The organism is Terrabacter sp. BE26 (genome assembly GCF_041941675.1).
In the GTDB taxonomy this organism is placed as follows: Bacteria; Actinomycetota; Actinomycetes; order Actinomycetales; family Dermatophilaceae; genus Terrabacter.
In genome coordinates this window covers 2,676,576-2,697,674 of sequence record NZ_CP090122.1, presented here as the reverse complement: position 1 = coordinate 2,697,674, position 21,099 = coordinate 2,676,576, and the positions used below count along the sequence as shown (strand labels likewise).

Annotated in this window: 24 protein-coding genes; 10 read left to right on the top strand and 14 right to left on the bottom strand. The window is 71.8% G+C overall.

What is annotated here, in order from left to right; translation table 11 throughout:
* Nucleotides 1-5 precede the first annotated feature (5 nt).
* The 3 genes from LQK93_RS12495 to LQK93_RS12485 form a co-directional block, all read right to left on the bottom strand.
* The gene (locus LQK93_RS12495; protein WP_020145018.1) at nucleotides 6-365 is read right to left on the bottom strand and encodes an NADH-quinone oxidoreductase subunit A; all 360 of its coding nucleotides are present in this window, start codon (nucleotides 363-365) and stop codon (nucleotides 6-8) included.
* Nucleotides 366-492: 127 nt separating this feature from the next.
* Complete coding sequence (locus LQK93_RS12490) at nucleotides 493-1,812, bottom strand: geranylgeranyl reductase family protein (protein WP_374968106.1); 1,320 nt, start codon at nucleotides 1,810-1,812, stop codon at nucleotides 493-495.
* Nucleotides 1,813-2,020: 208 nt separating this feature from the next.
* Entirely contained in the window at nucleotides 2,021-2,713 is a 693-nt protein-coding gene (locus LQK93_RS12485) for a demethylmenaquinone methyltransferase (RefSeq protein ID WP_374968105.1), read from the bottom strand.
* A 68-nt stretch (nucleotides 2,714-2,781) separates the two neighbouring features.
* Between LQK93_RS12485 and LQK93_RS12480 the strand changes: the two genes are divergently transcribed.
* Nucleotides 2,782-4,077, top strand: a complete 1,296-nt coding sequence (locus tag LQK93_RS12480; protein ID WP_374968104.1) for an isochorismate synthase MenF — start codon at nucleotides 2,782-2,784, stop codon at nucleotides 4,075-4,077.
* Between the two features lie 7 nt (nucleotides 4,078-4,084).
* Complete coding sequence (menD, locus tag LQK93_RS12475; protein ID WP_374968103.1) at nucleotides 4,085-5,932, top strand: 2-succinyl-5-enolpyruvyl-6-hydroxy-3-cyclohexene-1-carboxylic-acid synthase; 1,848 nt, start codon at nucleotides 4,085-4,087, stop codon at nucleotides 5,930-5,932.
* A 19-nt stretch (nucleotides 5,933-5,951) separates the two neighbouring features.
* Here the strand turns inward: menD and LQK93_RS12470 are convergent, their stop codons facing one another.
* The 3 genes from LQK93_RS12470 to LQK93_RS12460 all read right to left on the bottom strand — a co-directional run bounded on the left by LQK93_RS12470 (nucleotide 5,952) and on the right by LQK93_RS12460 (nucleotide 7,769).
* Nucleotides 5,952-6,098: a 3-keto-5-aminohexanoate cleavage protein gene (locus tag LQK93_RS12470; protein WP_374968102.1), complete on the bottom strand. Its 147-nt coding sequence runs from the start codon at nucleotides 6,096-6,098 to the stop codon at nucleotides 5,952-5,954.
* A gap of 141 nt (nucleotides 6,099-6,239) precedes the next feature.
* Nucleotides 6,240-7,244, bottom strand: a complete 1,005-nt coding sequence (locus tag LQK93_RS12465) for an o-succinylbenzoate synthase (RefSeq protein ID WP_374968101.1) — start codon at nucleotides 7,242-7,244, stop codon at nucleotides 6,240-6,242.
* Nucleotides 7,245-7,274: 30 nt separating this feature from the next.
* On the bottom strand, nucleotides 7,275-7,769 hold the full coding sequence (locus tag LQK93_RS12460) for an NUDIX domain-containing protein (protein WP_374968100.1): 495 nt from the start codon (nucleotides 7,767-7,769) through the stop codon (nucleotides 7,275-7,277).
* Nucleotides 7,770-7,804: 35 nt separating this feature from the next.
* On the opposite strand from LQK93_RS12460, the gene LQK93_RS12455 reads away from it, so the two are divergent.
* Both LQK93_RS12455 and LQK93_RS12450 read left to right on the top strand, forming a co-directional pair.
* Complete coding sequence (locus tag LQK93_RS12455; RefSeq protein WP_374968099.1) at nucleotides 7,805-8,764, top strand: 1,4-dihydroxy-2-naphthoyl-CoA synthase; 960 nt, start codon at nucleotides 7,805-7,807, stop codon at nucleotides 8,762-8,764.
* A 101-nt stretch (nucleotides 8,765-8,865) separates the two neighbouring features.
* On the top strand, nucleotides 8,866-9,246 hold the full coding sequence (locus LQK93_RS12450) for an HPF/RaiA family ribosome-associated protein (RefSeq protein WP_374968098.1): 381 nt from the start codon (nucleotides 8,866-8,868) through the stop codon (nucleotides 9,244-9,246).
* Between the two features lie 86 nt (nucleotides 9,247-9,332).
* Here LQK93_RS12450 and LQK93_RS12445 read toward each other — a convergent pair whose 3' ends face one another.
* Both LQK93_RS12445 and LQK93_RS12440 read right to left on the bottom strand, forming a co-directional pair.
* Nucleotides 9,333-9,830: an SseB family protein gene (locus LQK93_RS12445; protein WP_374968097.1), complete on the bottom strand. Its 498-nt coding sequence runs from the start codon at nucleotides 9,828-9,830 to the stop codon at nucleotides 9,333-9,335.
* Nucleotides 9,831-10,293: 463 nt separating this feature from the next.
* Nucleotides 10,294-10,713, bottom strand: coding sequence for a GNAT family N-acetyltransferase (locus tag LQK93_RS12440; RefSeq protein WP_374968096.1), 420 nt, complete (start codon nucleotides 10,711-10,713; stop codon nucleotides 10,294-10,296).
* A gap of 224 nt (nucleotides 10,714-10,937) precedes the next feature.
* Here LQK93_RS12440 and LQK93_RS12435 point away from each other — a divergent pair, with 224 nt between their 5' ends.
* The 6 genes from LQK93_RS12435 to LQK93_RS12410 all read left to right on the top strand — a co-directional run bounded on the left by LQK93_RS12435 (nucleotide 10,938) and on the right by LQK93_RS12410 (nucleotide 15,707).
* On the top strand, nucleotides 10,938-11,255 hold the full coding sequence (locus LQK93_RS12435) for a hypothetical protein (RefSeq protein WP_374968095.1): 318 nt from the start codon (nucleotides 10,938-10,940) through the stop codon (nucleotides 11,253-11,255).
* A gap of 93 nt (nucleotides 11,256-11,348) precedes the next feature.
* Nucleotides 11,349-11,726 carry a DUF2267 domain-containing protein gene (locus tag LQK93_RS12430; RefSeq protein WP_374968094.1) on the top strand — a complete coding sequence of 126 codons (378 nt, stop codon included), beginning with the start codon at nucleotides 11,349-11,351 and terminating at the stop codon, nucleotides 11,724-11,726.
* A gap of 132 nt (nucleotides 11,727-11,858) precedes the next feature.
* Nucleotides 11,859-13,310, top strand: a complete 1,452-nt coding sequence (locus LQK93_RS12425) for an MFS transporter (protein ID WP_374968093.1) — start codon at nucleotides 11,859-11,861, stop codon at nucleotides 13,308-13,310.
* The gene (menE, locus tag LQK93_RS12420; protein ID WP_374968092.1) at nucleotides 13,310-14,494 is read left to right on the top strand and encodes an o-succinylbenzoate--CoA ligase; all 1,185 of its coding nucleotides are present in this window, start codon (nucleotides 13,310-13,312) and stop codon (nucleotides 14,492-14,494) included. Before LQK93_RS12425 ends, menE begins: the two co-directional genes overlap by 1 nt.
* Nucleotides 14,495-14,505: 11 nt before the next feature.
* The gene (locus LQK93_RS12415; protein ID WP_374968091.1) at nucleotides 14,506-14,811 is read left to right on the top strand and encodes a PLD nuclease N-terminal domain-containing protein; all 306 of its coding nucleotides are present in this window, start codon (nucleotides 14,506-14,508) and stop codon (nucleotides 14,809-14,811) included.
* Nucleotides 14,812-14,831: 20 nt separating this feature from the next.
* Nucleotides 14,832-15,707, top strand: a complete 876-nt coding sequence (locus LQK93_RS12410; RefSeq protein WP_374968090.1) for a 1,4-dihydroxy-2-naphthoate polyprenyltransferase — start codon at nucleotides 14,832-14,834, stop codon at nucleotides 15,705-15,707.
* Between the two features lie 151 nt (nucleotides 15,708-15,858).
* Here the strand turns inward: LQK93_RS12410 and LQK93_RS12405 are convergent, their stop codons facing one another.
* From LQK93_RS12405 to LQK93_RS12380, 6 genes are read right to left on the bottom strand one after another with little or no spacing between them, the layout of a single operon-like run.
* The gene (locus LQK93_RS12405) at nucleotides 15,859-16,170 is read right to left on the bottom strand and encodes a DUF4229 domain-containing protein (RefSeq protein ID WP_374968089.1); all 312 of its coding nucleotides are present in this window, start codon (nucleotides 16,168-16,170) and stop codon (nucleotides 15,859-15,861) included.
* Nucleotides 16,171-16,187: 17 nt separating this feature from the next.
* Nucleotides 16,188-17,180 (bottom strand): c-type cytochrome biogenesis protein CcsB, encoded by a 993-nt coding sequence (gene ccsB / locus LQK93_RS12400; RefSeq protein WP_374968088.1) that lies wholly within the window; start codon nucleotides 17,178-17,180, stop codon nucleotides 16,188-16,190.
* A complete protein-coding gene (locus LQK93_RS12395) occupies nucleotides 17,177-18,949 on the bottom strand; it encodes a cytochrome c biogenesis protein ResB (RefSeq protein ID WP_374968087.1) in 1,773 nt (590 codons plus the stop codon). The genes ccsB and LQK93_RS12395 overlap by 4 nt, the downstream gene beginning before the upstream one ends.
* Before the next feature lies 1 nt (nucleotide 18,950).
* Nucleotides 18,951-19,694 carry a cytochrome c biogenesis CcdA family protein gene (locus tag LQK93_RS12390; protein ID WP_374968086.1) on the bottom strand — a complete coding sequence of 248 codons (744 nt, stop codon included), beginning with the start codon at nucleotides 19,692-19,694 and terminating at the stop codon, nucleotides 18,951-18,953.
* A 7-nt stretch (nucleotides 19,695-19,701) separates the two neighbouring features.
* Complete coding sequence (locus tag LQK93_RS12385) at nucleotides 19,702-20,316, bottom strand: TlpA family protein disulfide reductase (protein WP_374968085.1); 615 nt, start codon at nucleotides 20,314-20,316, stop codon at nucleotides 19,702-19,704.
* Nucleotides 20,316-20,984, bottom strand: coding sequence for a histidine phosphatase family protein (locus LQK93_RS12380; protein WP_374968084.1), 669 nt, complete (start codon nucleotides 20,982-20,984; stop codon nucleotides 20,316-20,318). The genes LQK93_RS12385 and LQK93_RS12380 overlap by 1 nt, the downstream gene beginning before the upstream one ends.
* Nucleotides 20,985-21,099 lie beyond the last annotated feature (115 nt).

The following is a 21,099-nucleotide window of genomic DNA, read 5'->3' as shown; positions in this document are numbered from 1 at the left end:
CGGGGTCAGTCCCACTCCAGGCCCCCGCGACGCCACACGTAGGCGTACGCGACGAAGACCGTGAGGATGAACAGGACCATCTCGACCAGCGCGAAGAGGCCCAGCTTGTTGAAGGCCACCGCGAACGGATAGAGGAAGACCGACTCGATGTCGAAGATGATGAAGAGCATCGCCGTCAGGTAGTACTTGATCGGCACGCGTCCACCACCTGCAGCCTGCGGCGTCGGCTGGATGCCGCACTCGTAGGCCTCGAGCTTGGCGCGGTTGTAGCGCTTGGGCCCGACGACGAGCGAGGTGAAGACCGACAGCGCGGCGAACGCGAAGCCGAGCCCCAGCATGAACAGGATCGGGACGTAGGAGTTCATCCGAGGTCACGTGCCTTTCGGTCGTGCGTGAGGTGCGAAGCGGGGGCGCAGGTGCGTAGCGCACCCATCCTAGGGGCGTGCGTGACGATTGTGCTCGGCGTCACAAGGCGGTCGGCAGGGGGGTGGCTCATGCGCTCGGGGCCAGCCGCGAGAGGGTCGTGATGAGGCGGTCCGTCGCGTTCCTGCTCATCGGGTCGGCGAGGTTGGCCATGATCTTGAGCAGGAGCGGCATGAGCTTCGTGCGGGGCAGGCCGTACTTCGTCGCGAGGCGCATGACCTCGGGGTTGCCGATGGCGTGGGCGAACCAGCGACCGAGCGTGAAGTAGCCCCCGAGCTCGTCCTTCATGACCTTCGGGTATGCCGCGAGCACCCGCTCGCGCGCGGCGTCGCTCGGGCGCGCCATCGCCTGGGCGACGAGCTCGGCACCGACCCGGGCGGCCTCGAGGGCGTAGTCGATGCCCTCGCCGTTGAAGGGGTTGACCATGCCGCCGGAGTCGCCCACGAGGAGCAGGCCGTCGGCATACAGGGGGGTGCGGTTGAAGCCCATCGGCAGGGCCGCGCCGCGGATCGGGCCGGAGGCCTCGTCGTGCTCGAGCTGCCACTCGGGGAAGATGTCCTCGACCCACCGCCGCATAACGTCCTTGTAGTCGGTCTTCTGGAAGGCCGAGGTGGTGTCGAGCGTGCCGAGGCCGACGTTGGTGCGGCCGTCCTCGAGCGGGAAGAGCCAGCCGTAGCCGGGCATGAGGATGCGGTTGCCGGCGTCGTCGCGGCTCCACAGCTCGAGGTGGCTCTCGAGGTAGTCGTCGCGCTTGGGCGTCGTGTAGTACGCACGGACGGCAACGCCCATGACGCGGTCCTCGCGCTTCGGCCGGCCCACGGCCGTCGCGAGGCGCGAGGAGACGCCGTCGCTCGCGACGACGACGGGGGCGCGGTAGGTGACGGTCTCGCCGGTGGGCCGGCCGCCGTCGTCCAGGCGCTTGGCGGTGACACCGGTGACCCGGCCGGACGAGTCGCGGACCGGCGCGGTGACGCTGGTGCGCTCCTGGAGCAGCGCGCCCTTGCGCTCGGCGTGGCGGGCCAGGGTCTCGTCGAGCTGGGCCCGGGTGCGCACCATGCCGTAGCCGGGGAAGGCCTCGGACTCGGGCCAGTCGAGCTGCAGGGTGTGGCCGCCGCCCTTGATGCGCAGGCCCTTGGTGCGCTGCCAGCCGGTGGTGTCGATGCCGAGGGAGATGAGCTCCTTGGTCGCGCGCGGTGTCAGGCCGTCGCCGCAGATCTTGTCGCGCGGGAAGGCCGACTTCTCCAGGAGCACGACGTCGAGGCCGTGGTCCGCGAGGTATGCGGCCGTCGCGCTGCCACCCGGACCGGCACCGACGACGACGACGTCGGCCCGCTCGACAGGCGCATCGCCACCCCGGGAGGGGCTGGTCGCGACGCTCGAACTGGACATGTCTCCCTGCAGGCTTCAGAACCGCTTGTGAAGATCTTCACGAACTCTCCGGGAAGTGTATGCCCGCATTTTCGTGACTGTCAGATAAGGACTACCTAACCCGACGCACTCGAACCTCGAGAGGCCACGTCCTGCCGCCCCCACCACGTCGAGAGGCCACGTGTGGTCGCGAGCCGGCCACCCGGCATACGCCAGCGGTCGTGTGCGGTCAGCGCTTGGTGCCGTGGTGCAGCGCGACGATCCCGCCGGTGAGGTTGGTCCAGCCGACCTGCTGCCAGCCGGCCGCCTCGATGATGCGCGCCAGCTCACCCTGCGGCGGCCAGGCGCGGATCGACTCGGCCAGGTAGACGTAGGAGTCGGGGTTGCTCGACGTGCGGCGCGCCACCGGCGGCAGCGCCCGCATCAGGTAGTTCGTGTAGACGGTGCGGAAGGCCTTGTTGACCGGCTGGCTGAACTCGCACACCAGCAGCCGCCCGCCGGGCTTGGTCACGCGGAGGAACTCGCGCAGCGCCGTCGCCGGGTCGGCGACGTTGCGCAGGCCGAAGCTCATCGTCACGACGTCGAAGCTCTCGTCGGCGAAGGGCAGGCTCATCGCGTCGGCAGCGGTGAAGGCCATGTCGGGACGGCGACGGCGGCCGACCCGCAGCATGCCGAGCGAGAAGTCGGCCGGCACGACCTCGATCTCCTGGTCGGCCCACGGCTCGCTGGACGTGCCGGTGCCGGCCGCGATGTCGAGGATGCGCTCCCCCGGCCTGGCGTCCACGGCCTTGACGACGGCCCGGCGCCACAGCCGGTCCTGCCCGAGCGAGAGCACGTCATTGGTCACGTCGTACTTCTCGGCGACGGTGTCGAACATCGACGCGACGTCGACCGGCTTCTTGTCCAGCTGCGCACGGCTCATGCGCTCATCCTCGCACCACGGGTGACCACGGCCGGTGTGGGCGCGGGCCCGCCGTAGAGTTGCAGACGATGTCCACGCTCCCAGCCCCCGATGCGCCGTCGCCCGCCGCGGGACCATCCGTCGTCGTGCGCACGGTGCCGATCGACGCCGAGGACCCCCTGCTGGCCTACCTGCCGGCGGGACTTCCGCACGACGAGCTGCTCTCGTGGGTGCGCCGCGGCGAGGGGCTCGTCGGGTGGGGCGCCGCGCTGACGTTCGAGGCGTCCGGCGAGGCACGCTTCCAAGAGGCGGAGGCGTGGTGGCGCGAGCTGGGCCGTCGCGCGGTAGTCCGCGACGACGTGCAGCGCGCGGGCAGCGGCCTCGTGTGCTTCGGCTCCTTCCCCTTCGCCGCGGACTCGGCCGAGCAGGCGCGTCTCGTCGTGCCCTCGACGATCGTCGGTCGCCGTGACGGGCACACCTGGCTGACGAGCGTGACCCTGGAGCCGCAGCTCTCGATCCTCGAGAGCCCCTCTGTCGCAAGCGATCCCGAGCCGCCCGTCGATGTCGCCTTCGCCGACGGCGCCGTCTCCCCCGCCGACTACGCCCATGCCGTCGCCGAGGCCGTGCAGCGCATCGCCGCCGGCCAGGTGGACAAGGTGGTCCTGGCCCGCGACCTCGTCGCCACCGCGTCCGCGCCCATCGACCCCCGGTGGCTGCTGCGGCGCCTCGCCGAGCGCTACGAGAACACGTGGGTCTTCTCGGTCGCGGGTCTCGTCGGTGCCACGCCGGAGCTGCTCGTGCGCCGCGACAAGGGCCTGATCACCTCCCGTGTGCTCGCCGGCACCATCCGCCGCACCGGCGACGACGCCAAGGACCTCGCGCTGGCGGCGTCGTTGGCCCGCTCGTCCAAGGACCTCGAGGAGCACGAGTACGCCGTGCGCTCGGTGGCGGAGGCACTGGCCCCCCACTGCTCCTCGATGAACGTGCCCGAGGCGCCCTTCGTGCTCCACCTGCCCAACGTCATGCACCTCGCCACGGACGTCGCGGCGGTCAGCGCCGACGACGCCTCCTCCCTCACCCTGGCCGCCGCGCTGCACCCCTCCGCCGCCGTCGGCGGCACCCCGACGGCCCACGCCGTCGAGCTGATCGCCGAGCTCGAGCACATGGACCGTGGCCGCTACGCCGGGCCCGTCGGCTGGATCGACGCCCACGGCGACGGCGCGTGGGGCATCGCCCTGCGCAGCGGCGCCCTCGACAGCGCGGACTCCTCGCAGATCACGCTGTATGCCGGGTGCGGCATCGTCGCGGGCTCCGACCCGGAGTCGGAGGTGGCCGAGTCCGACGCCAAGCTCGTGCCGATGCGCGACGCGCTGGCCAGCCAGTGAGGCGGCCGTGACGGTGACCGGCGAGCGGACCGCGAGCGAGCTGGCGTTGGAGGTCCTGCAGCAGCTGTGGCTCGGCGGCGTGCGCGACGTCGTGCTCTCCCCCGGGTCGCGGTCAGCCCCGTTCGCCCTGGCCCTCGACTCCGCCGACCGATCCGGGGACCTGCGCCTGCACGTGCGCGTGGACGAGCGCTCCGCCGGCTTCCTCGGGCTCGGGCTCGCGACCGGCTCCCGACGTCCCGTCGCCGTCGTCACGACGTCGGGCACGGCGGTCGGCAACCTGCTCCCGGCGGTCATGGAGGCGCACCACACCGGGCGGCGGCTCGTCGTCGTCAGCGCCGACCGCCCCGACCGCCTGCGAGGCACCGGCGCCAACCAGACGACCGTGCAGGCCGGGATCTTCGGGACCTTCGCGCCGTGCCACGACCTGGCGGCCGCGATCGCGGCCGGTCGGCTGAACGCCTTGGTGGCCGAGGCGTGCTCGACCCACGGGCCGACGCAGCTGAACGTCCAGCTCGACGGCGACCTCACGCCGCCGGACCCTGACCCGCTCACCTGGTGGCAGCGCCCCGACAACTGCGCCACGGCGCAGTTGGACGCCGGATCCGACCCCCAGACCCCCGGAAACCGCGCCACGGCGCAGGTGCACGCCGGATCCGACCCCCAGACCCCCGGAAACCGCGCCACGGCGCAGTTGCGGCAGGAGGAGGTCGGGGTCCGCCCGTCCGTGTCGGTGCCGACCGACGGGGAGCTGCTCCCCCTCGGGCCGCGCACCGTGGTGGTGGCCGGGGACGACGCCGGACCGGCCGCGCGGTTGCTCGCCGAGTCCGCCGGGTGGCCGCTCGTCGCGGAGCCGACGTCGGGAGCCCGCATCGGACGCCAGGCGCTGCGCACCGGCCGGCTCCTGCTCACCACTGCCCTGCGTGACGAGGTCGAGCGCGTCGTCGTCATCGGGCACCCCACCCTGTCGCGTCCGGTCACCGGCCTCATCAGCGACCCGGCGCTCGAGGTGCTGTCGGTCCGTGGCCCCGGCGGTGTCGCGACCGACCCCGGTCGTGTCGCGCGCGTGCTCGACGTGGTGCCTCGCGTCGAGTCAGCCGACGACGCGACGTGGTTTGACCGGTGGCACGCGGCCGACGAGCGTCTGTCGCAGCTCATCGACGCGGGCCTCGCTGCGGGGCAACGCGGCCCGTCCTCTCACGCACCCGACGTCCACGGCCTGTCGCCCCTGGCGGTGGCCGGGGTCGTGGCGGCTGCCGTCACCGCGCACACGACGCTCGTGGTCGGGTCGTCGAACCCCGTCCGCGACCTCGACGTCATGGCGACGCCGTGGCCGCCGCTCGAGCACCGCTTCGTCGTCGGCAACCGGGGTCTGGCCGGCATCGACGGGATGGTGTCCACCGCGGTCGGCATCGCGCTCGGCCGGCCCCGGGCAGCCCGCACCATCGCCTACGTCGGCGACCTGACGTTCCTGCACGACACGAACGGGCTGCTCGTCGGGCCGAGCGAGCCGCGGCCCGACCTGACCTTCGTCGTGCTCAACGACGACGGCGGCGCCATCTTCAGCACTCTCGAGCAGGGCGACCGGCGCTTCGCCGACGCCTTCGAGCGGGTGTTCGCGACCCCCCACGGCACCGACCTCGAGGCGCTCTGCGCGGCGCACCACACGGCATACGAACGCGTCGACGACCTCGGTCGCCTGGCGCAGGCTCTCGCCGAGTCACCCACTGGCGTCAGAGTTCTCGAGGTTCCGGTCTCGAGGTCCGGCCGGCGCGCCGAGACGGCGTGGCTGCGCGAGCTGGCCCAGCAGGCAGAGTCGGCCTCCCACTCGAGTGGGCCTTCCGTCCCCCTCGAGTGAGCGCTGTCCCCGGGCCTCTTCAGCCCGCAGCGCAGCACTGGAACCGGCCAGCCGTGGCTACCAGCTCGGCGTTGTCGCGCCTGCTGCCCGCCCGGAAGGTAGCGGTGTCCTCCAGCCCGATGCGCACGTCATGGCCGGCAGCCCGTGCCAGCACAGGACCGGCCACGTCGAGTCCTCCTCGCCGTGGATGGGCAGAGGCACTCCGAGACGGAGGCGAGCTTCGCTGCGGCGCGGGCCAGCTCGCGTGGCGTCTACGGGACCGAGGGGTGCTCGCGACGAGTGCGGTCGCCGTTGAGGCAGGCAGTGTTCATCGCGGCGTCGTGCTCGTCAGGACGGCGTGACACCGCACGAGACGGTCGCGCCACCACGCCTGCCGGTCCGGGGCAGCGGCGAGGTCGGCGAGCGCCTCGGGGTCGGGCACGGCGCGGCCCGGGGCCAGCACCCCGGCCGCCGGACGCAGCGGCGTCGGCGAGATGTCGCGCTCGAAGAGCCCGACGGTGCCCAGACCGCAGGCGAACTCAAGCTCGGGAAGGGCGGCCGCCAGGGAGACGCCCGCCGCGATGCCCACACTGGTGTCGAGGGCCGAGGACACGACAGCCGGCAGCCCGCACGCCTCGACGACCGAGAGCGCAGCGGCCACTCCCCCCAGGGGTGCGACCTTGACGACCACGACGTCCGCGGCACCGAGCCGTGCCACCCGGATCGGGTCCTCTGCCTTGCGGATCGACTCGTCGGCCGCGATGGCCACGTCGATACCGTTGCGCGCCAATGCCGTTCGCAGCTCGACGAGCTGTTCCACCTCGGCGCAGGGCTGCTCGGCGTACTCGAGGTCGTATGCCGTGAGCCGCCGCAGCGCCTCCGTGGCCGTCTCGACGTCCCAGCCGCCGTTGGCGTCCACCCTGACCCGCGCCGACGGACCCATTGCAGACCTGACCGCGGCGACCCGGTCGACGTCGTCGTCGAGGCCCTGGCCGCGCTCGGCCACCTTGACCTTGGCGGTGGTGCAGCCGTCGAACCGGGCGAGGACCTCTGGCACGCGGTCGGGGCCGACGGCGGGAACGGTCGCGTTGACGGGCACGGCGTCGCGCACCGGCTCCGGCCACACGGCATACGCGGCCTCGATCGCGGCGGAGAGCCAGCGCGCGGACTCGCCGTCGGCGTACTCGACGAAGGGGCTGAACTCGCCCCAGCCCGAGGGGCCCTCGAGAAGCAGGGCCTCGCGCACGTCGACGCCGCGGAAGCGCACGCGCATCGGAAGGGCGACGACGTGCGCCCGCTCGAGCAGCTCGTCGCACGGGGGCAGCGTCGTCATGGCTCCATCATCCCCGACCCGAAGCGAGGCTCACTCGAGTGGTGCGGCTCCCAGGCGGACGTCGCAGGGGTTCTCGACGGCGACCGTGATGCGGTCGCGGTGCCACTGCGTCATGGGCGGTAGACCGTCCAGCGGGAACCAGCCGGCTTCCGTCGACTCGTCGTCGCCGGGCCGCGGCTCGCCTGACTTCCAGCGGCAGCGGAAGGTGTGGTCGACGTACTGCGCGCGGTCACCGTTGGGGTAGGTCACGACCCGCGTGGTGGAGACCCACACGAGCCGCTCCACCTCGGCGACGACGCACGCCTCCTCCTGCACCTCGCGGACCGCGGTGAGGTGCGGCTCCTCCCCGGGGTCGACGACGCCGGTCACGGGGGTCCAGGCGCCGTTGTCCGAGCGCCGGACCAGCAGCACCTCGTCGGCGCCGCCCCGGCCCTCGCGCAGGACGACCGCCGTCACGCCCGGCATCCAGAGCAGCTCGCGACCCACCAGCGTGCGGAGGTGGGCGACGTAGGGAGGGATCGGCATACGGCCGACCCTAACCCCGCCGATAGGGTCGGTTCGTGAGTAGCGAGCCGAGCCAGAACGCCGTGTCCGAGATCTTCGACCCGAGCGAGTGGGCGCCCGTGGAGGGGTTCGACCTCAGCGACATCACCTACCACCGGCGCCGGCCCGTGGCGGGCCGCCCACACGCCGAGTCGGGCGTCGTGCGCATCGCGTTCAACCGGCCCGAGGTGCTCAACGCGTTCCGGCCCCACACGGTCGACGAGCTCTACCGGGCGCTCGACCACGCCCGGATGACGCCCGACGTCGGCGTCGTGCTCCTCACCGGCAACGGGCCGAGCCCCAAGGACGGCAAGTGGGCCTTCTGCTCGGGCGGCGACCAGCGCATCCGCGGCCGCTCCGGCTACCAGTACGCCGAGGGCGAGACGGCCGACACCGTCGACCAGGCGCGCGTGCGGGCGCAGGGCGGGCGCCTGCACATCCTCGAGGTGCAGCGGCTCATCCGCACCATGCCGAAGGTCGTCGTCGCCGTCGTCAACGGCTGGGCGGCGGGAGGCGGGCACTCCCTCCACGTCGTGTGCGACCTGACGATCGCGAGCCGTGAGCACGCCCGCTTCAAGCAGACCGACGCCGACGTCGGCAGCTTCGACGCCGGCTACGGCAGCGCCTACCTCGCCAAGATGGTCGGGCAGAAGTTCGCCCGCGAGATCTTCTTCCTCGGGCGCACCTACTCCGCCGAGGACATGCAGCGGATGGGGGCCGTCAACATCGTGGCCGACCACGCCGACCTCGAGAAGGAGGCGCTGCAGGTCGCGACCGAGATCATGGGCAAGAGCCCGCAGGCCCAGCGCATGCTGAAGTTCGCCTTCAACCTCACCGACGACGGCCTCATGGGCCAGCAGGTCTTCGCGGGCGAGGCGACCCGCCTCGCGTACATGACCGACGAGGCGGTCGAGGGGCGCGACCAGTTCCTCGAGAAGCGCGAGCCGGACTGGTCGCCCTTCCCCTGGTACTTCTGACCTCCGCACACTCCTGTCGCCGTGCTGCACATCGCGAGGTGGGCATCTGCTTCGAACGGTGTAGCGTCGAGCCCAGTGCTCCCGACGAGAAGAGGCCCACGGTGAGCGAGACCGAGAACCCCGGAACGGGAAGCTCTAGGGCCGGCATCCTCGACGAGGTGCTGGTCTTGAGCGGTGGCTTCTCGGAAGCCGACCGGTCACTGGTGCGCGAGCACCTGTCCACGCTCGAGGCACACCTGTCCCGCTGGGATCCTGCGGACGTGACCGTGGAGGTCTCGGTGAAGGACCGCGGGAGTAGGGAGCAGCAGGTCACGCTGCGCGCCGAGCTGCCCGGACTCCCGCCGTTGGTGGCCAAGGTCGTCGACCCGGACCTGGACAGCGCACTCGCGTCCGCGAAGCGTCAGCTAATCCGGCAGGTCGAGGACGAGAAGGCGAAGCGCGAACCCAAGAGCAACCGACACCTCCGGAACAAGCCCACCTGAGCTCGCCCCTCCCCCGCCTGGCTCACCGCGGCTCCCGCGCTCTCGGTCGATGGGCGTGCCGTGCCCGGCTGGCGTGCCGTGCCCGGCTAGTCCGACGGGGTGTCTTCCGCGCCTGCCTGTCGCGCCTCGCCCTGCTCGGCGGCGGACTCCGCCTCGCCCTGCTCGGCGGCGGACTCCGCCTCGCCCTCCGGGTGCACGAAGCCCGGCAGCGCCCGGACCACCTCGGGCGGGATGGCCAGTCCCTCCGGAGTGGAGGGGTTGACGGCGAGCCACAGGTTCTCGCCTGGCCAGGTCGCTGCCAGCTCCGCGATGGGCAGCTTGAGGGCTGTGGAAGGGTCTGCCCTCGCGGCGCGCAGCGCCTCCTCAGAGGTGAACACGGGGACGTACTGCGTGCCGTCCTGCTCGATCACCGGCAGCGCGATGGCGCCTTCGGGCAGCTCCTCACCCTCAGGCATCCCCTGCTGCGGCAGGAGCACCGTGCTGTTCGCGAGGTCATGGAGGACGGCTTGGGGATCGACGTCGGCCGGAGCTGTGCCGCTCTCGGCCTGACCGGCAGCCTGCTCGTCCGGGACCGAAGTGCTCATGATCGATCCTCTCACGAGAGATCCACCGGCGCACCACGCCAGGTCGACCGCTGCGGCGGTACATCCCGGGCTCGGAGGCCGTGCCCTTCCGGCCTCAGCCGTACTGGATCACCTGGTGGGACGGCAGCCAGAGGATCCGCCGGGCGACGTCGATGACGGTGGCGCAGTTGATGCATCGGTACCAGGCACACGCTGACCTGGTCCGGGGACAATGGCCCTCCACAGTGTCGGACTTGCACACGAGGCAGGTCATTTGCCTCCACCTTCCGCTATCAACCAATCGCCCCGTTGCAGCAGCAACGAGGCCCTTGCGCCAAGCCTAGGTCGGTGGGAGGGCCAGGCAAAGTCGGCGACCTCACGCCGCGCCGCTCACTGCACCCTGCCCCGGTTTCGGGCGGGGTGGCACGTCACAGCTGCGCGGGCAACGTACACGCCACGCGGGTCTCGCCGGCCTGTCGACCGCTCAGGTCTCGAACGGCTGGAGGCGGAAGCCCTTTCCCTCCTTGTGCGGCATACGGCGGTAGAACGCGGTCGCGTCGTCGCCCTCGACGAAGACGTCGGCACGCACGCACCCGCTGTCACGCAGCGCGCGACCGAGCAGGAGACGGGCCACGCCGCGCAGCCGGTACTGGGGTTTGACCAGCAGCAGGGACACATGGGCCTGCAGCTCGCCGTCTCCCTGGAGCTGGATGAAGCCGACCACCGCCGCCTTCCCCTGGTCCAGGGCGACCAGGGAGATGACCCCCGGGGCGGTGAGCACCCGATGGGTGCGTTCCGGGTCCTTGACGTAGTCGGTCCAGCCCTCCTCGGAGCAGAGCGCGACCACCTCGTCGAGGTGGCTGCGGTTGTACACCAGGACCGGCGCGACGTACGCGGAAGGCATCCCTCAGTGTGGCCTCTCTCCCGAGGAATGGAAAGGGACCCTGTCTCGCGGTGGTGGCCAGTGCCCGGAGCGCTGCTGATGCTTCGCACGCCTGCGCCCGGTAGCGCCGAACGCGGATGCCGTTCGGGGACTACCCCATTCGCGGGATGCACGTCGCCCCATGCCGCACTAGCATGTTCGGGAAGGTGCGCGTCATCCCTGAGCTACGGAAGGGAGCCTCCCTCATGGCCCTGCGAGACGCATTCTCCCGATTCCTCCGCAAGGGGTCGGGGCGCAGCAGCGGTGACGAGAGCGACAGCAGCCGGGCGACGGCGCTGAACGACCTCGCCAACGACATCGACGCAGGCGAGGACCCGGAGCTCCTCGTCCTCGTCGAACGTCTGGAGGGTTACTACGACCCCGCGACGGACGAGTTCGTGCCTACCGCCGTGGCGGTCGAGACCATCGAGGCTTTCGACGGCGACGATGCCAGGGAGCTGGTGCGAGCACTCGGGGATGCCGCGCCGGCGAGCGGCACCGGACAGGAGCCAGGGCAGAGCTGACGGGTGGCGTGACCACGTCGCACGCCCGTGTTGTTCGGGGCCCGAGTGCGGGGCCTCTGAGGGACCGCGAGCACACGGATGGAGGGTGGTGCGGTGAAGTACGACCAGTTCATCACGAAGGTGGCAGGACGTGCCGACGTCAGCTTCGGGACCGCTGAGGCCCTCACCGCCGCCACGTTGCAGGCATTGGCGGAGCGGATCAGCGGGGGTGAGGCGGCCCAGCTGGCGAAGTACATCCCCGAGGAGCTCAAGCCGCACCTGACCGGTGCAGAGGAGCCCGCCCAGCGCTTCGGGTCCGAGGAGTTCGTCCGTCGGGTTGCCGAGCGCGCCGGAACCGGCCCGGAGCGGGCGGAAGCCGGCATTCGGGCGGTGTTCGCCACACTTCGTGAGGAAACGCCACGAGAGGAGCTCGAAGACGTCCTCACCCAGCTGCCGAAGGAGTACGCGAGGCTCGTCGGCGCGAAACCCTGAGGCCGCACTTCTGAGCCACCGTACTTCTGAGCAGCGACTGCGTATGCCGTCCCGGCGCTCCCGCTGAACCGCTCGGCGGGCGGGTGCCCGGTCCACGGCACCGGTGACATCGGGACAGGGCAGGATGTTGCCGTGCCTGCCAGCCACGACCGCCGCGCGAGCGCCGGCCGCCGCGCCGGCCTCCGCGCCGGCGGGCGTGCTCGAGCGCTGGGTCGGGGTCTGGGCCGCGCGGCATCCGGCACGGCCCGCGCCACTGCGCGTACCGGGCGTTTCGCCGCTGCCAAGGCGCACGCCTACACGCACTCCGGCGGCGCCGGGGAGAGCGGCCTGGCCCGCCTGACGGAGCTGCACGGCAGCCACACGGCCGGGGACACCGTCATGACGCTCGCGCTCGCCGGCACGCTCTTCTTCAACCCGCAGACCGCGCAGGCCCGGAGCGACGTCGCCACCTTCCTGCTGCTGACGATGGTGCCGTTCGTCCTCGTCGCGCCCCTGATCGGGCCGCTGCTCGACCGCTTCTCGCACGGGCGGCGCTGGGCCATCGGCACGACCCTCGCCGTCCGGGCCTTCCTCTGCTGGGTTCTCGCCGACGCGATGAGCACCGGCAGCGGCTGGCTGTTCCCGGCGGCGCTCGGCTGCCTCGTGGCGTCGCGCGCCTACACGATCACCCGGGCCGCCGCCGTCCCACGCCTGCTGCCGCCCGGCACCACCCTGGTCAGGGCCAACTCACGTGTGTCCATGGCCGGCGTAGCGGGGGCCGTGGTCGGCGGCGCCCTCGGTGGTCTCGCGATGCTCGCCGGCCCCTCCTGGGCGCTGCGCGTCGCGTTCGTCGTCTTCGTCTTCGCCACCGTGCAGGCCATCCGCCTACCCGCGCGCGTCGACTCCTCGCTCGGCGAGCTCTCGATCGACGACACCGTGCCGATCCGCGTCGGCGCGGGCCGCGACGCGTTGACGGTCGACTCCCTCGGGCCGATCGGGCGCTTCCGCCGGCGCAAGCAGGCGATCCCGTGGCCGGTGATGCACGCCCTGTGGTCGACCGGCGGCACCCGGGTGCTCACCGGCTTCCTCATCCTGTTCCTGGCCTTCCTCGCCAAGGAGCAGCCGATCGACGGCATCCGCGCCGAGGTGGTCCTCGCCCTCGTCGCGGTGGCGATCGGCGTCGGCAACGGCCTGGGCAGCGTTCTCGGCAACGTCGTGCGCGACCAGCGGCCCGAACGCATCGCCATGGTCTCCGTGCTCGCAGCCACGCTCTGCTGCATCGCGACCGGCATCTGGTACGGCCTCTGGACCCTCGTCCTGCTCGGCTTCGTCCAGGGGCTGTCGGCGCAGCTGTCCAAGCTGTGCTTCGACGCCCTCGTGCAGCGCGAGGTCCCCGAGAACGTCCGGACGTCCGTCTTCGCGTGGTCCGAGACGATGCTGCAGGTCCTCTGGGTCGTCGGCGGGGCCCTCGGCATCGTGGTGCCCCTCAACCCCTACGTCGCCTTCCCCGCCTGCGCGGCCGTGCTCCTCTGGACCGTCGTCATGGCGGCCCGGCAGCGCCGGCGGCCCGAGCCCACCGCACCCCCGAGAGCGAGACCTGCCTGATGGCCGCCCCCTCCCCCCGCCCGCTCGCGATCCCCGCCGGACCGGACGTCCTCGACGTCCTCCCCGCCCTCGAGGCCGCGCTGGCCGGGCGGTCCCCCGTGCTGCCGTATGCCGCCGGCGACCCGCGGCCCACCGTGCCGTCCCACGACCGGGCCGAGCTGCCCGACGGGCTCGCGGTAGCCATCGGGACCTCCGGCTCCACCGGGCGGCCCAAGCGCGCGCTGCTGACGGCCGAGGCCCTCCAACGCTCGGCATGGGCCACCCACCAGGTGCTCGGAGGCAGCGGTGCCTGGCTGCTCGCCATGCCCGCCCACCACGTCGCGGGCCTCCAGGTGCTCCTGCGCTCGCTGGCCTCGGGCGTCGCCCCGACCGTGCTCGACCTGCGTGACGGCTTCTCGGTGGAGGGCTTCGCCGCCGCGGCCGACCGGGTGCGCCCGACCCACACGGCGTCCTGCCGCTACACCGCCCTGGTGCCGACACAGCTCTCGCGCCTCGTCGAGGACCCGGTCGGCGTCGAGGCCCTGCGCACCTTCGACGGAGTGCTCGTCGGTGGGGCCGCCACGCCCCGGGCGCTGGTCGAGCGAGCCTCGCACCTCGGGGTGGTCCTCAGCCTCACGTACGGGATGAGCGAGACCGCGGGCGGCTGTGTCTACGACGGGGTCCCGCTGCCGGTCAGCCGCGTCCACGTGGACAACGACCGCCACGTGGTCCTCGGCGGCGACACCCTCGCCCACGGCTACCTCGGGGAGCCGGGGCTCACCCGCGACGCCTTCACCACCGACCCCGACGGCGTGCGCTGGTTCCGCACCGACGACCTGGGGCACCTGGACGACGACGGCCACCTCGTCATCGACGGCCGCGCCGACGACGTCATCAACACCGGCGGCCTCAAGGTCAACCCCGGCGTCGTCGAGGACGCGATCAGCCGCCACCTGCACGAGGTCCTCGACGTCGTCGTGCTCGGCGTGCCCGACCCGGAGTGGGGCGAGTCCGTGTGCGCCGCAGTGACGCTGGTGGACCCGAGCCGGACGCTCACGACGCGGGAGGTGCGGGCGCGGCTTCGCGGCATACTCCCCGACACCGCGCTGCCGCGGCTCGTGACGGTGCTCGACGCGATCCCCCAGCGCGGCCCCGGCAAGCCCGACCGCGCCGCCATCCGACGCGGGGTCGGAGAGCGGGCCTGAGCGGTGGCAAGATGGGAGTGCCCCACCTGCCGAAGGAGATCACCGTGCTGCGCGTCGCATTCGTCGCCCTCGTGGTCTTCGCATCGATCTACGCCGTGGTCGACTGCCTGCAGACCGACCGGCGGCTGGTGCGGATCATGCCCAAGGCGGTGTGGATCCTGGCAGCCCTCGTGCCGGTGGTCGGGCCCGTCCTCTGGCTCGTGGCCGGGCGCACCGATGCCCGGGGCGGTCCCCGGCGCGCACCGCGTGGGCCGGGCCGCCAGCCGCCGGGACCCCGCGGGCCCGACGACGACCCCGACTTCCTCCGCAAGCTGTAGAAGGACGCCCCGAGAACTCCATGGCCACCCTGACCCAGTGGATCGAGGGCGCTCGCCCCCGCACGCTTCCCGCCGCCGTCTCCCCCATCCTCGTCGGCACCGGCGCCGCCTACCAGACCGGTCACGTCGTCTGGGCGTATGCCGTCCTCGCCCTCGTCGTCGCCCTCGCCCTCCAGGTCGGGGTGAACTATGCGAACGACTACTCCGACGGCGTCCGCGGCACCGACGAGGTCCGGGTCGGCCCGGTGCGCCTCGTCGGCCAGCGCCTCGCCGACCCGCGCACCGTCAAGTTCGCGGCCTTCGCCTGCTTCTTCTTCGCCGGCCTGATGGGCCTGGCGCTCGTCGGGCTCTCGGGGCTGTGGATCATGATCCCCATCGGCGCCGCCGCCATCGTGGCCGCGTGGTACTACACCGGCGGCTCTCGCCCCTACGGCTACCTCGGCCTCGGTGAGCTCTTCGTCTTCGTCTTCTTCGGGCTCGTGGCGACGCTGGGCACGATGGCCACCATGACGCCTCCCACCGCCGCCGGCTGGTGGGGCGCCATCGGAGTCGGCTCGCTCTCCTCGGCGATCCTCGTGGCCAACAACCTTCGCGACGTCCCCACCGACCGACAGCACGGCAAGCTCACCCTCGCCGTCCGGATGGGTGAGCCGGCGACCCGCGTGTTCTACATCGCCCTCATCGCCGTCGCCTTCGTCATGACCGGCCTGGCGTCCTTCACGTCGCCGTGGGCGCTGCTGGCCCTGCTGGCTGCGCCGCTCGTCGTGCGGCCTGTCCAGGCCGTGGTGGGCAGGGCCACCGGGCGCGGGCTCATCCCGGCGCTGGCCGGGACCGGGCAGTTCCTGCTCGCCTGGTCGCTGCTGCTGGCGATCGGCCTCGGCCTCGGCCGCCACTGACCCGGCTGGGCCGCCCTCCCTCGGATCCTGCTCCGTTTTCGGGAGCAGGTTCCGAGCCGGCGCAGAATTGGTCCGGCAGATTCCCTATCGGATCCTGCTCCGTTTTCGGGAGCAGGATCCGATAGGGAGCGGGCCCAAGGTGGAGGGTGCCTCAGCGGTCGGTGCTGCGAGGCTCCTGCGAGGTGTCGACGGGGCGCGTCAAGCCCTCGTCCTCGGCGTCCTCGGCATACTCGTCGCTCGTCGGGTCGACCTGCTGCTTCGCCTGCAGCTTGGCCTCGTGGCGCTCCACGAGCCGCGCCGTGACCTGGTCGCGCATGCCGCGCAGGAGGATGTAGGACGCGGCGGCGGAGGCGATCGCCGAGGCCCCCAGCAGGAGCACGGGGTTGGCGCGCAGGCCGATGAGCCAGAAGAGCAGGAGGAACCCGAAGAAGATCAGGATCCGGAGCAGGGAGTAGCGGACCACGTCAGATCACTGCCTTCTCACATGCCCGAGTAGTTGTGCATGCCCACGAAGGTCGACACGAGGTTGACCAGCGTGAAGTTGATGATGACCGCGACGTAGCCGAGGAGCGCGATGAGCATGGACCTGCGGTGGTCGACGCCGGCCGTGGCGCGCCCGTGCATGTAGGCGGCGTAGACGGTCCAGATGACGAAGGTCCAGACCTCCTTGGGGTCCCACTGCCAGTACGAGCCCCACGCCTGCTTGGCCCAGATGGCGCCGGCGATGAGGGTGAAGGTCCACAGGATGAACGCCACCATGTTGAGGCTGTAGGCGGTGCGCTCGAGGGAGGCCGAGCTCGGCAGCGACTCGATGAAGTTGGGCTTTGCCGGCGGCTTCTCCTCCCGGCGCAGCCGCACGAGGTAGAGCAGCCCGACCGCGCAGGCCAGCGTGAAGAAGGCGACGGCGAGGAAGGCCACGGAGACGTGGATGCCGAGCCAGTACGACTTGAGCGCCGGCATGAGCTCGCCCGCCTCGGTGTAGAGCACGGCGAGCGCGAGGCCGAGCACGAGCAGGATCGGCGTGACGATGAAGACGCCGAGCCACTGCCAGCGGTTGCGCTTGGCGAGCACGCTGTAGGCGGCACCCACGGCGGCGGCCGCGGCCGTCGCGAACTCGAACATGTTGCCCCACGGCGGTCGGCCGACGGCCAGCCCGCGCATCAGCACGGACGCCACGAGCAGGGCCGACGCCAGGTAGGTGAGCATCAGCGCGATGTTGCCGCGCTGGCGGCTCTTGAGGCTCTCCTCGAAGTCGGGCCCGGCGGCATACGGGGTCACCGGCCGTCGCTCGGTGGAGGACGGCCCTCCGGCACCCACCAGCTCACGCTCCTGTGCCGGCACCTCCGCGACGGCCTTGGAGTCGACGACCTTGGGCGCTCGCGCAGCGAGGTGCCACGTGAAGGCGAGCATGGCCAGGGTGTAGACGATCATCGACGCGTAGAGGGCCGCGTTGGCGTTGGCTGCGAGATTCACGATCGGTCGGTCCGTTCTGCATGGCGGTCGTGCACGCCGGTGGAGATCGCGGAGACGATCGCGGCGAGCCCGGGGTCGGAGTCCTTCGAGAGGCCACCGATGGTGACCACGGTAGCCGGTCGCCCATGCGCACCGGCAGGGCTGTCGAGGCCGCTGTCCGAGCTGCTGTCCCCGCTGCTGTCCGGGCTGCTGTCCACGGGACGCACGCGCACGAACACGCGCCGGCGCTTGATGGTGAGGCCGAGGATCAGGCCCAGCGTGGCGAGGATGGCGCTCACGAGGCTGATCGGCGCTCCCGGGTCGGTGCGCACCGACAGGCCCGCGAACCGCTTGACGGCGTCGAAGGTGATCGATCCGCGGCCGCCGGGCAGCTGCTTGGTCTCCCCCGGCTTCAGGCGCACGAGCATCGGGGTGCCGTCGGTCTTCATCACCTGCTTCATCTGCTCGGTGTTGAGGGTGTAGACCGACTGCGGGGCGCCCCCGGGGAAGAGGTTGCCCTCCCAGACCGAGAGCGCGACCTCGGGGTTGTCGGCGTCGGGGAAGAGCGACATCGGCCCGTTGCTGAAGGTCGGCTCGGCGGTCGGCAGGAAGAACCCGGTGAAGCCGAGCTGCTTCGGCGAGGCCGACGGGACCTTGATGACGCCGACGGACCGGTAGTTGGGGTCCTGCGGCAGGAAGGGTGTCGCCTCGTGGTAGAGCACGGTGCCCTTGGCGTCGCGCACGGTGATGACCGGCGTGTAGCCGTTGCCGAGCAGGAAGATGTCGGCGCCGTCGACGCTGATCGGGTGGTTGACCGAGACCGTCTGGCTCGACGCCGGTGCACCGGGTGCGCTGCGCAGCGTCGTCTGCGCGTCGAAGAACCGGGGCTTGGCGAAGTTGCGTCCCGGTTCCTCGTTGAACTCCACGTGCAGCTTGTCGAGCGACAGCACGAAGGGCGGAAGCGTCTCGCTGTCGACCCACGGGCCGGGCGCGATCGTGTTGTACGTCCCGGCGGAGGAGGCGAACTTGTCGCCCTCGGCGAGGATGACGTCGCCGCGCCAGCCGAGCAGGTGGCCGACCGCCATGCCGACGATGATGCCCGTCAGGGCCAGGTGGAAGAGCAGGTTGCCGGTCTCGCGCAGGTAGCCGGACTCACCCGAGACGGACGTGGCGTCGTGCGAGTGCAGGCGGAACCGCTTGCGCTTCAGCACCGCACGGGCGGCGGCGAGCGCCTCGTCGGGCGAGAGGCTCGTCGTGACCTCGGCGTGCTCGTCGAGGCGACGCAGGCGCGCGGGAGCCCGCGGCGGCCTGGACCGGAGCGCCGAGAGGTGCACCTTCGTGCGCGGCACGATGCACCCGACGAGCGAGACGAAGAGGAGCAGGTAGATCGCCGAGAACCACGGCGAGGAGTAGACGTCGAAGAAGCCGAACTTGTCGAGCCACGGCGCGCTGGTCTGGTGCTGGGCGATGTAGTCGGCGACGCGACCCGAGTCGATGTTGCGCTGCGGGAAGATCGATCCCGGCACGGCGGCGATCGACAGGAGCAGGAGCAGGAACAGTGCGGTGCGCATGCTGGTGAGCTGTCGCCACCCCCAGCGGAGCATCCCCACGGCGCCCAGCGTGGGCAGCGTCGGCTCCTGCCGCTCGGGACGCATCCCCTTGCGTATGCGTCCACCGCCCTTTGTCGCGAGCGTCTCCTGGTCTTCAGTGCGGTCGGCAGTGTGGTCGGCGGTGTGGTCGGGGTTCGGGCCGGTCGTGGCGCCGGTGGTGGGGTCGGTCTCGGTACTCATGTCAGATCGCCACCCGGAAGCCGTTCACGAGACGCACCTGCACCCACACGATGACGTCCTCCCAGACGCCGGTGAGCATGAGCAGTCCCACGCCGACGAGCAGGACGCCCCCGACGGTCTGGAGCACGCGGCGGTGCTCCCGCAGCCACTGGCTGGCGGTGCCGGCCCGCTCCCAGAGCGCCGCCATGAGCACGAAGGGCAGACCGAGCCCGATCGAGTAGACGGCGGCCAGCGCCAGTCCACGCCCGATCGAGCCGGAGGCGGCGGAAATCGGCGCCGCCATCGCCTGGATGGCACCGAGGGTCGGGCCCATGCACGGCGACCAGCCGATCGCGAACGCGGCGCCGAGCAGTGGCGCCCCGGCGAGACCGGCCCGTGGCCGCCAGCTGACCGGGACGGCATACGACCGCCCCACGCCCAGGAAGAGCACGCCCATGACGAGCACGACCGCGCCACCGATGCGCAGCAGCAGGCTCTGGTGCTCACGGAAGGCGAGCCCGACGGCCGAGACGGCGGCCGCGGCGACCAGGAAGACGACGGTGAAGCCGAGGACGAAGAGCAGGGCGCCGAGCACGAGCCGGCCGCGCGAGCGTTTCTCGAGGGAGACGTCCGACAGCCCGGTGACGTAGCCGAGGAAGCCCGGGACGAGCGGGAGCACGCAGGGCGAGGCGAAGGAGACGAAGCCTGCCACCAGGGCGACGAGCCCGGCGACGAGCAGCGATCCGGTGGCGAGCTCCGAACCCATGACGGCCTCAGGCCTTCTCGGTGAGGACGTCGTCGATCAGGCCCAGCAGCGTGGTGGTGTCGACCGGACCCGAGACGCGCGCCGCGATGCGTGCCTGCCCGTCGAGCACGAGCGTCGTCGGGGTCGCGGACGCCTTGCCCTGCAGCGCGAGGATGGGCACGCCGCCGTCGTAGGCGAGCGAGGGAAAGGTCACCTTGTTGGCCTTGAGGAAGGCGAGGCCGGTCTCGGGACCCTCGAGCTTGTCGAGCCCGATGAACTCGACCTTCTTCCCCTTGGCCTGCACGGTCTCCCACGCCTTCTGGAGGGCGGGCGTCTCCTCGATGCACGGGGGGCACCACGAGCCCCACACGTTGACCACCAGCACCGTGCCGGCGCGCTGGGCGCTGCTCCACGGCTTGCCGTCGAGGGTCGTCCCCTCGAGCGTCACCGGCTGGCCGCGGTCGGCGACCGGCAGCTGCTCGATCGACCCGTCGCCGGCCACGTAGCCCTTGCGGTCGCCCGAGCGGGCTTGGTCCGCAACGGAGTTGGGATCTGAGGAGCACGCCGCGGTCAGGGTCGCGAGAACCGCGGCCAGCGCGGCGGCGCCCCACCGCAACGCGGTGCGCCGGTCGAGGTGATGCATCAGGCGCCCACGCTCCTGCTCGCCCGGGCCAGCAGGCGGGCCGCCGGCTCGGAGTAGGTGATGGAGAGCAGCTCGTCGCCGCGATAGGTCAGGGAGGTCAGCGACGCGAGGGTGCACTCACGCTTGCGCGGGTCGTGCCACAGGCGCCGGCCCTCGAGCTTGTTGCGGACCGTCCACACGGGCAGCTGGTGGCTGACGACGACGGCCTCGTGGCCGCGCGCGGCGTCGCGAGCGTCGGCGACGGCCGCCAGCATCCGGACGGCGATCTGCTCGTAGGGCTCGCCCCACGACGGCTTGGTGACGTTGCTGAACAGGTGCCAGTTGCGAGGGTGGAGCAGGCTCAGGACATCGACAGTGCGGCCCTCGAAGCGGTTCTCCGACTCGATGACCCTGGCGTCGGTGGTGATCGTGACGCCGTGGTCGGCGGCGACTGGCGCGGCCGTCTCCTGCGCCCGCTCGAGGGGCGAGGCGACGACGTGGGTGATGTCGTTGCTCTCGAGGTGCACCGCGACGAGGCGGGCCATCTGCTGGCCCAGCTCCGAGAGGTGGAAGCCGTCGAGCCGGCCGTAGAGCACGCCCTGGGGGTTGTGGACCTCGCCGTGCCGCATGAGGTGCACGACCGTGAGGTCGCCGCCGGCCGACGCCGTCCCTCCGGTGCTCTCAGCCATGGTCGACAGTCTCTCAAACGAGCTGCTCAGGACCGAATCGGCCTCCGAGGCTGTGCACCCCCTGTGACATGCGACGACGTCGCCGAGGCCGTATGCCGTCCGGCCCGGCCGCAGG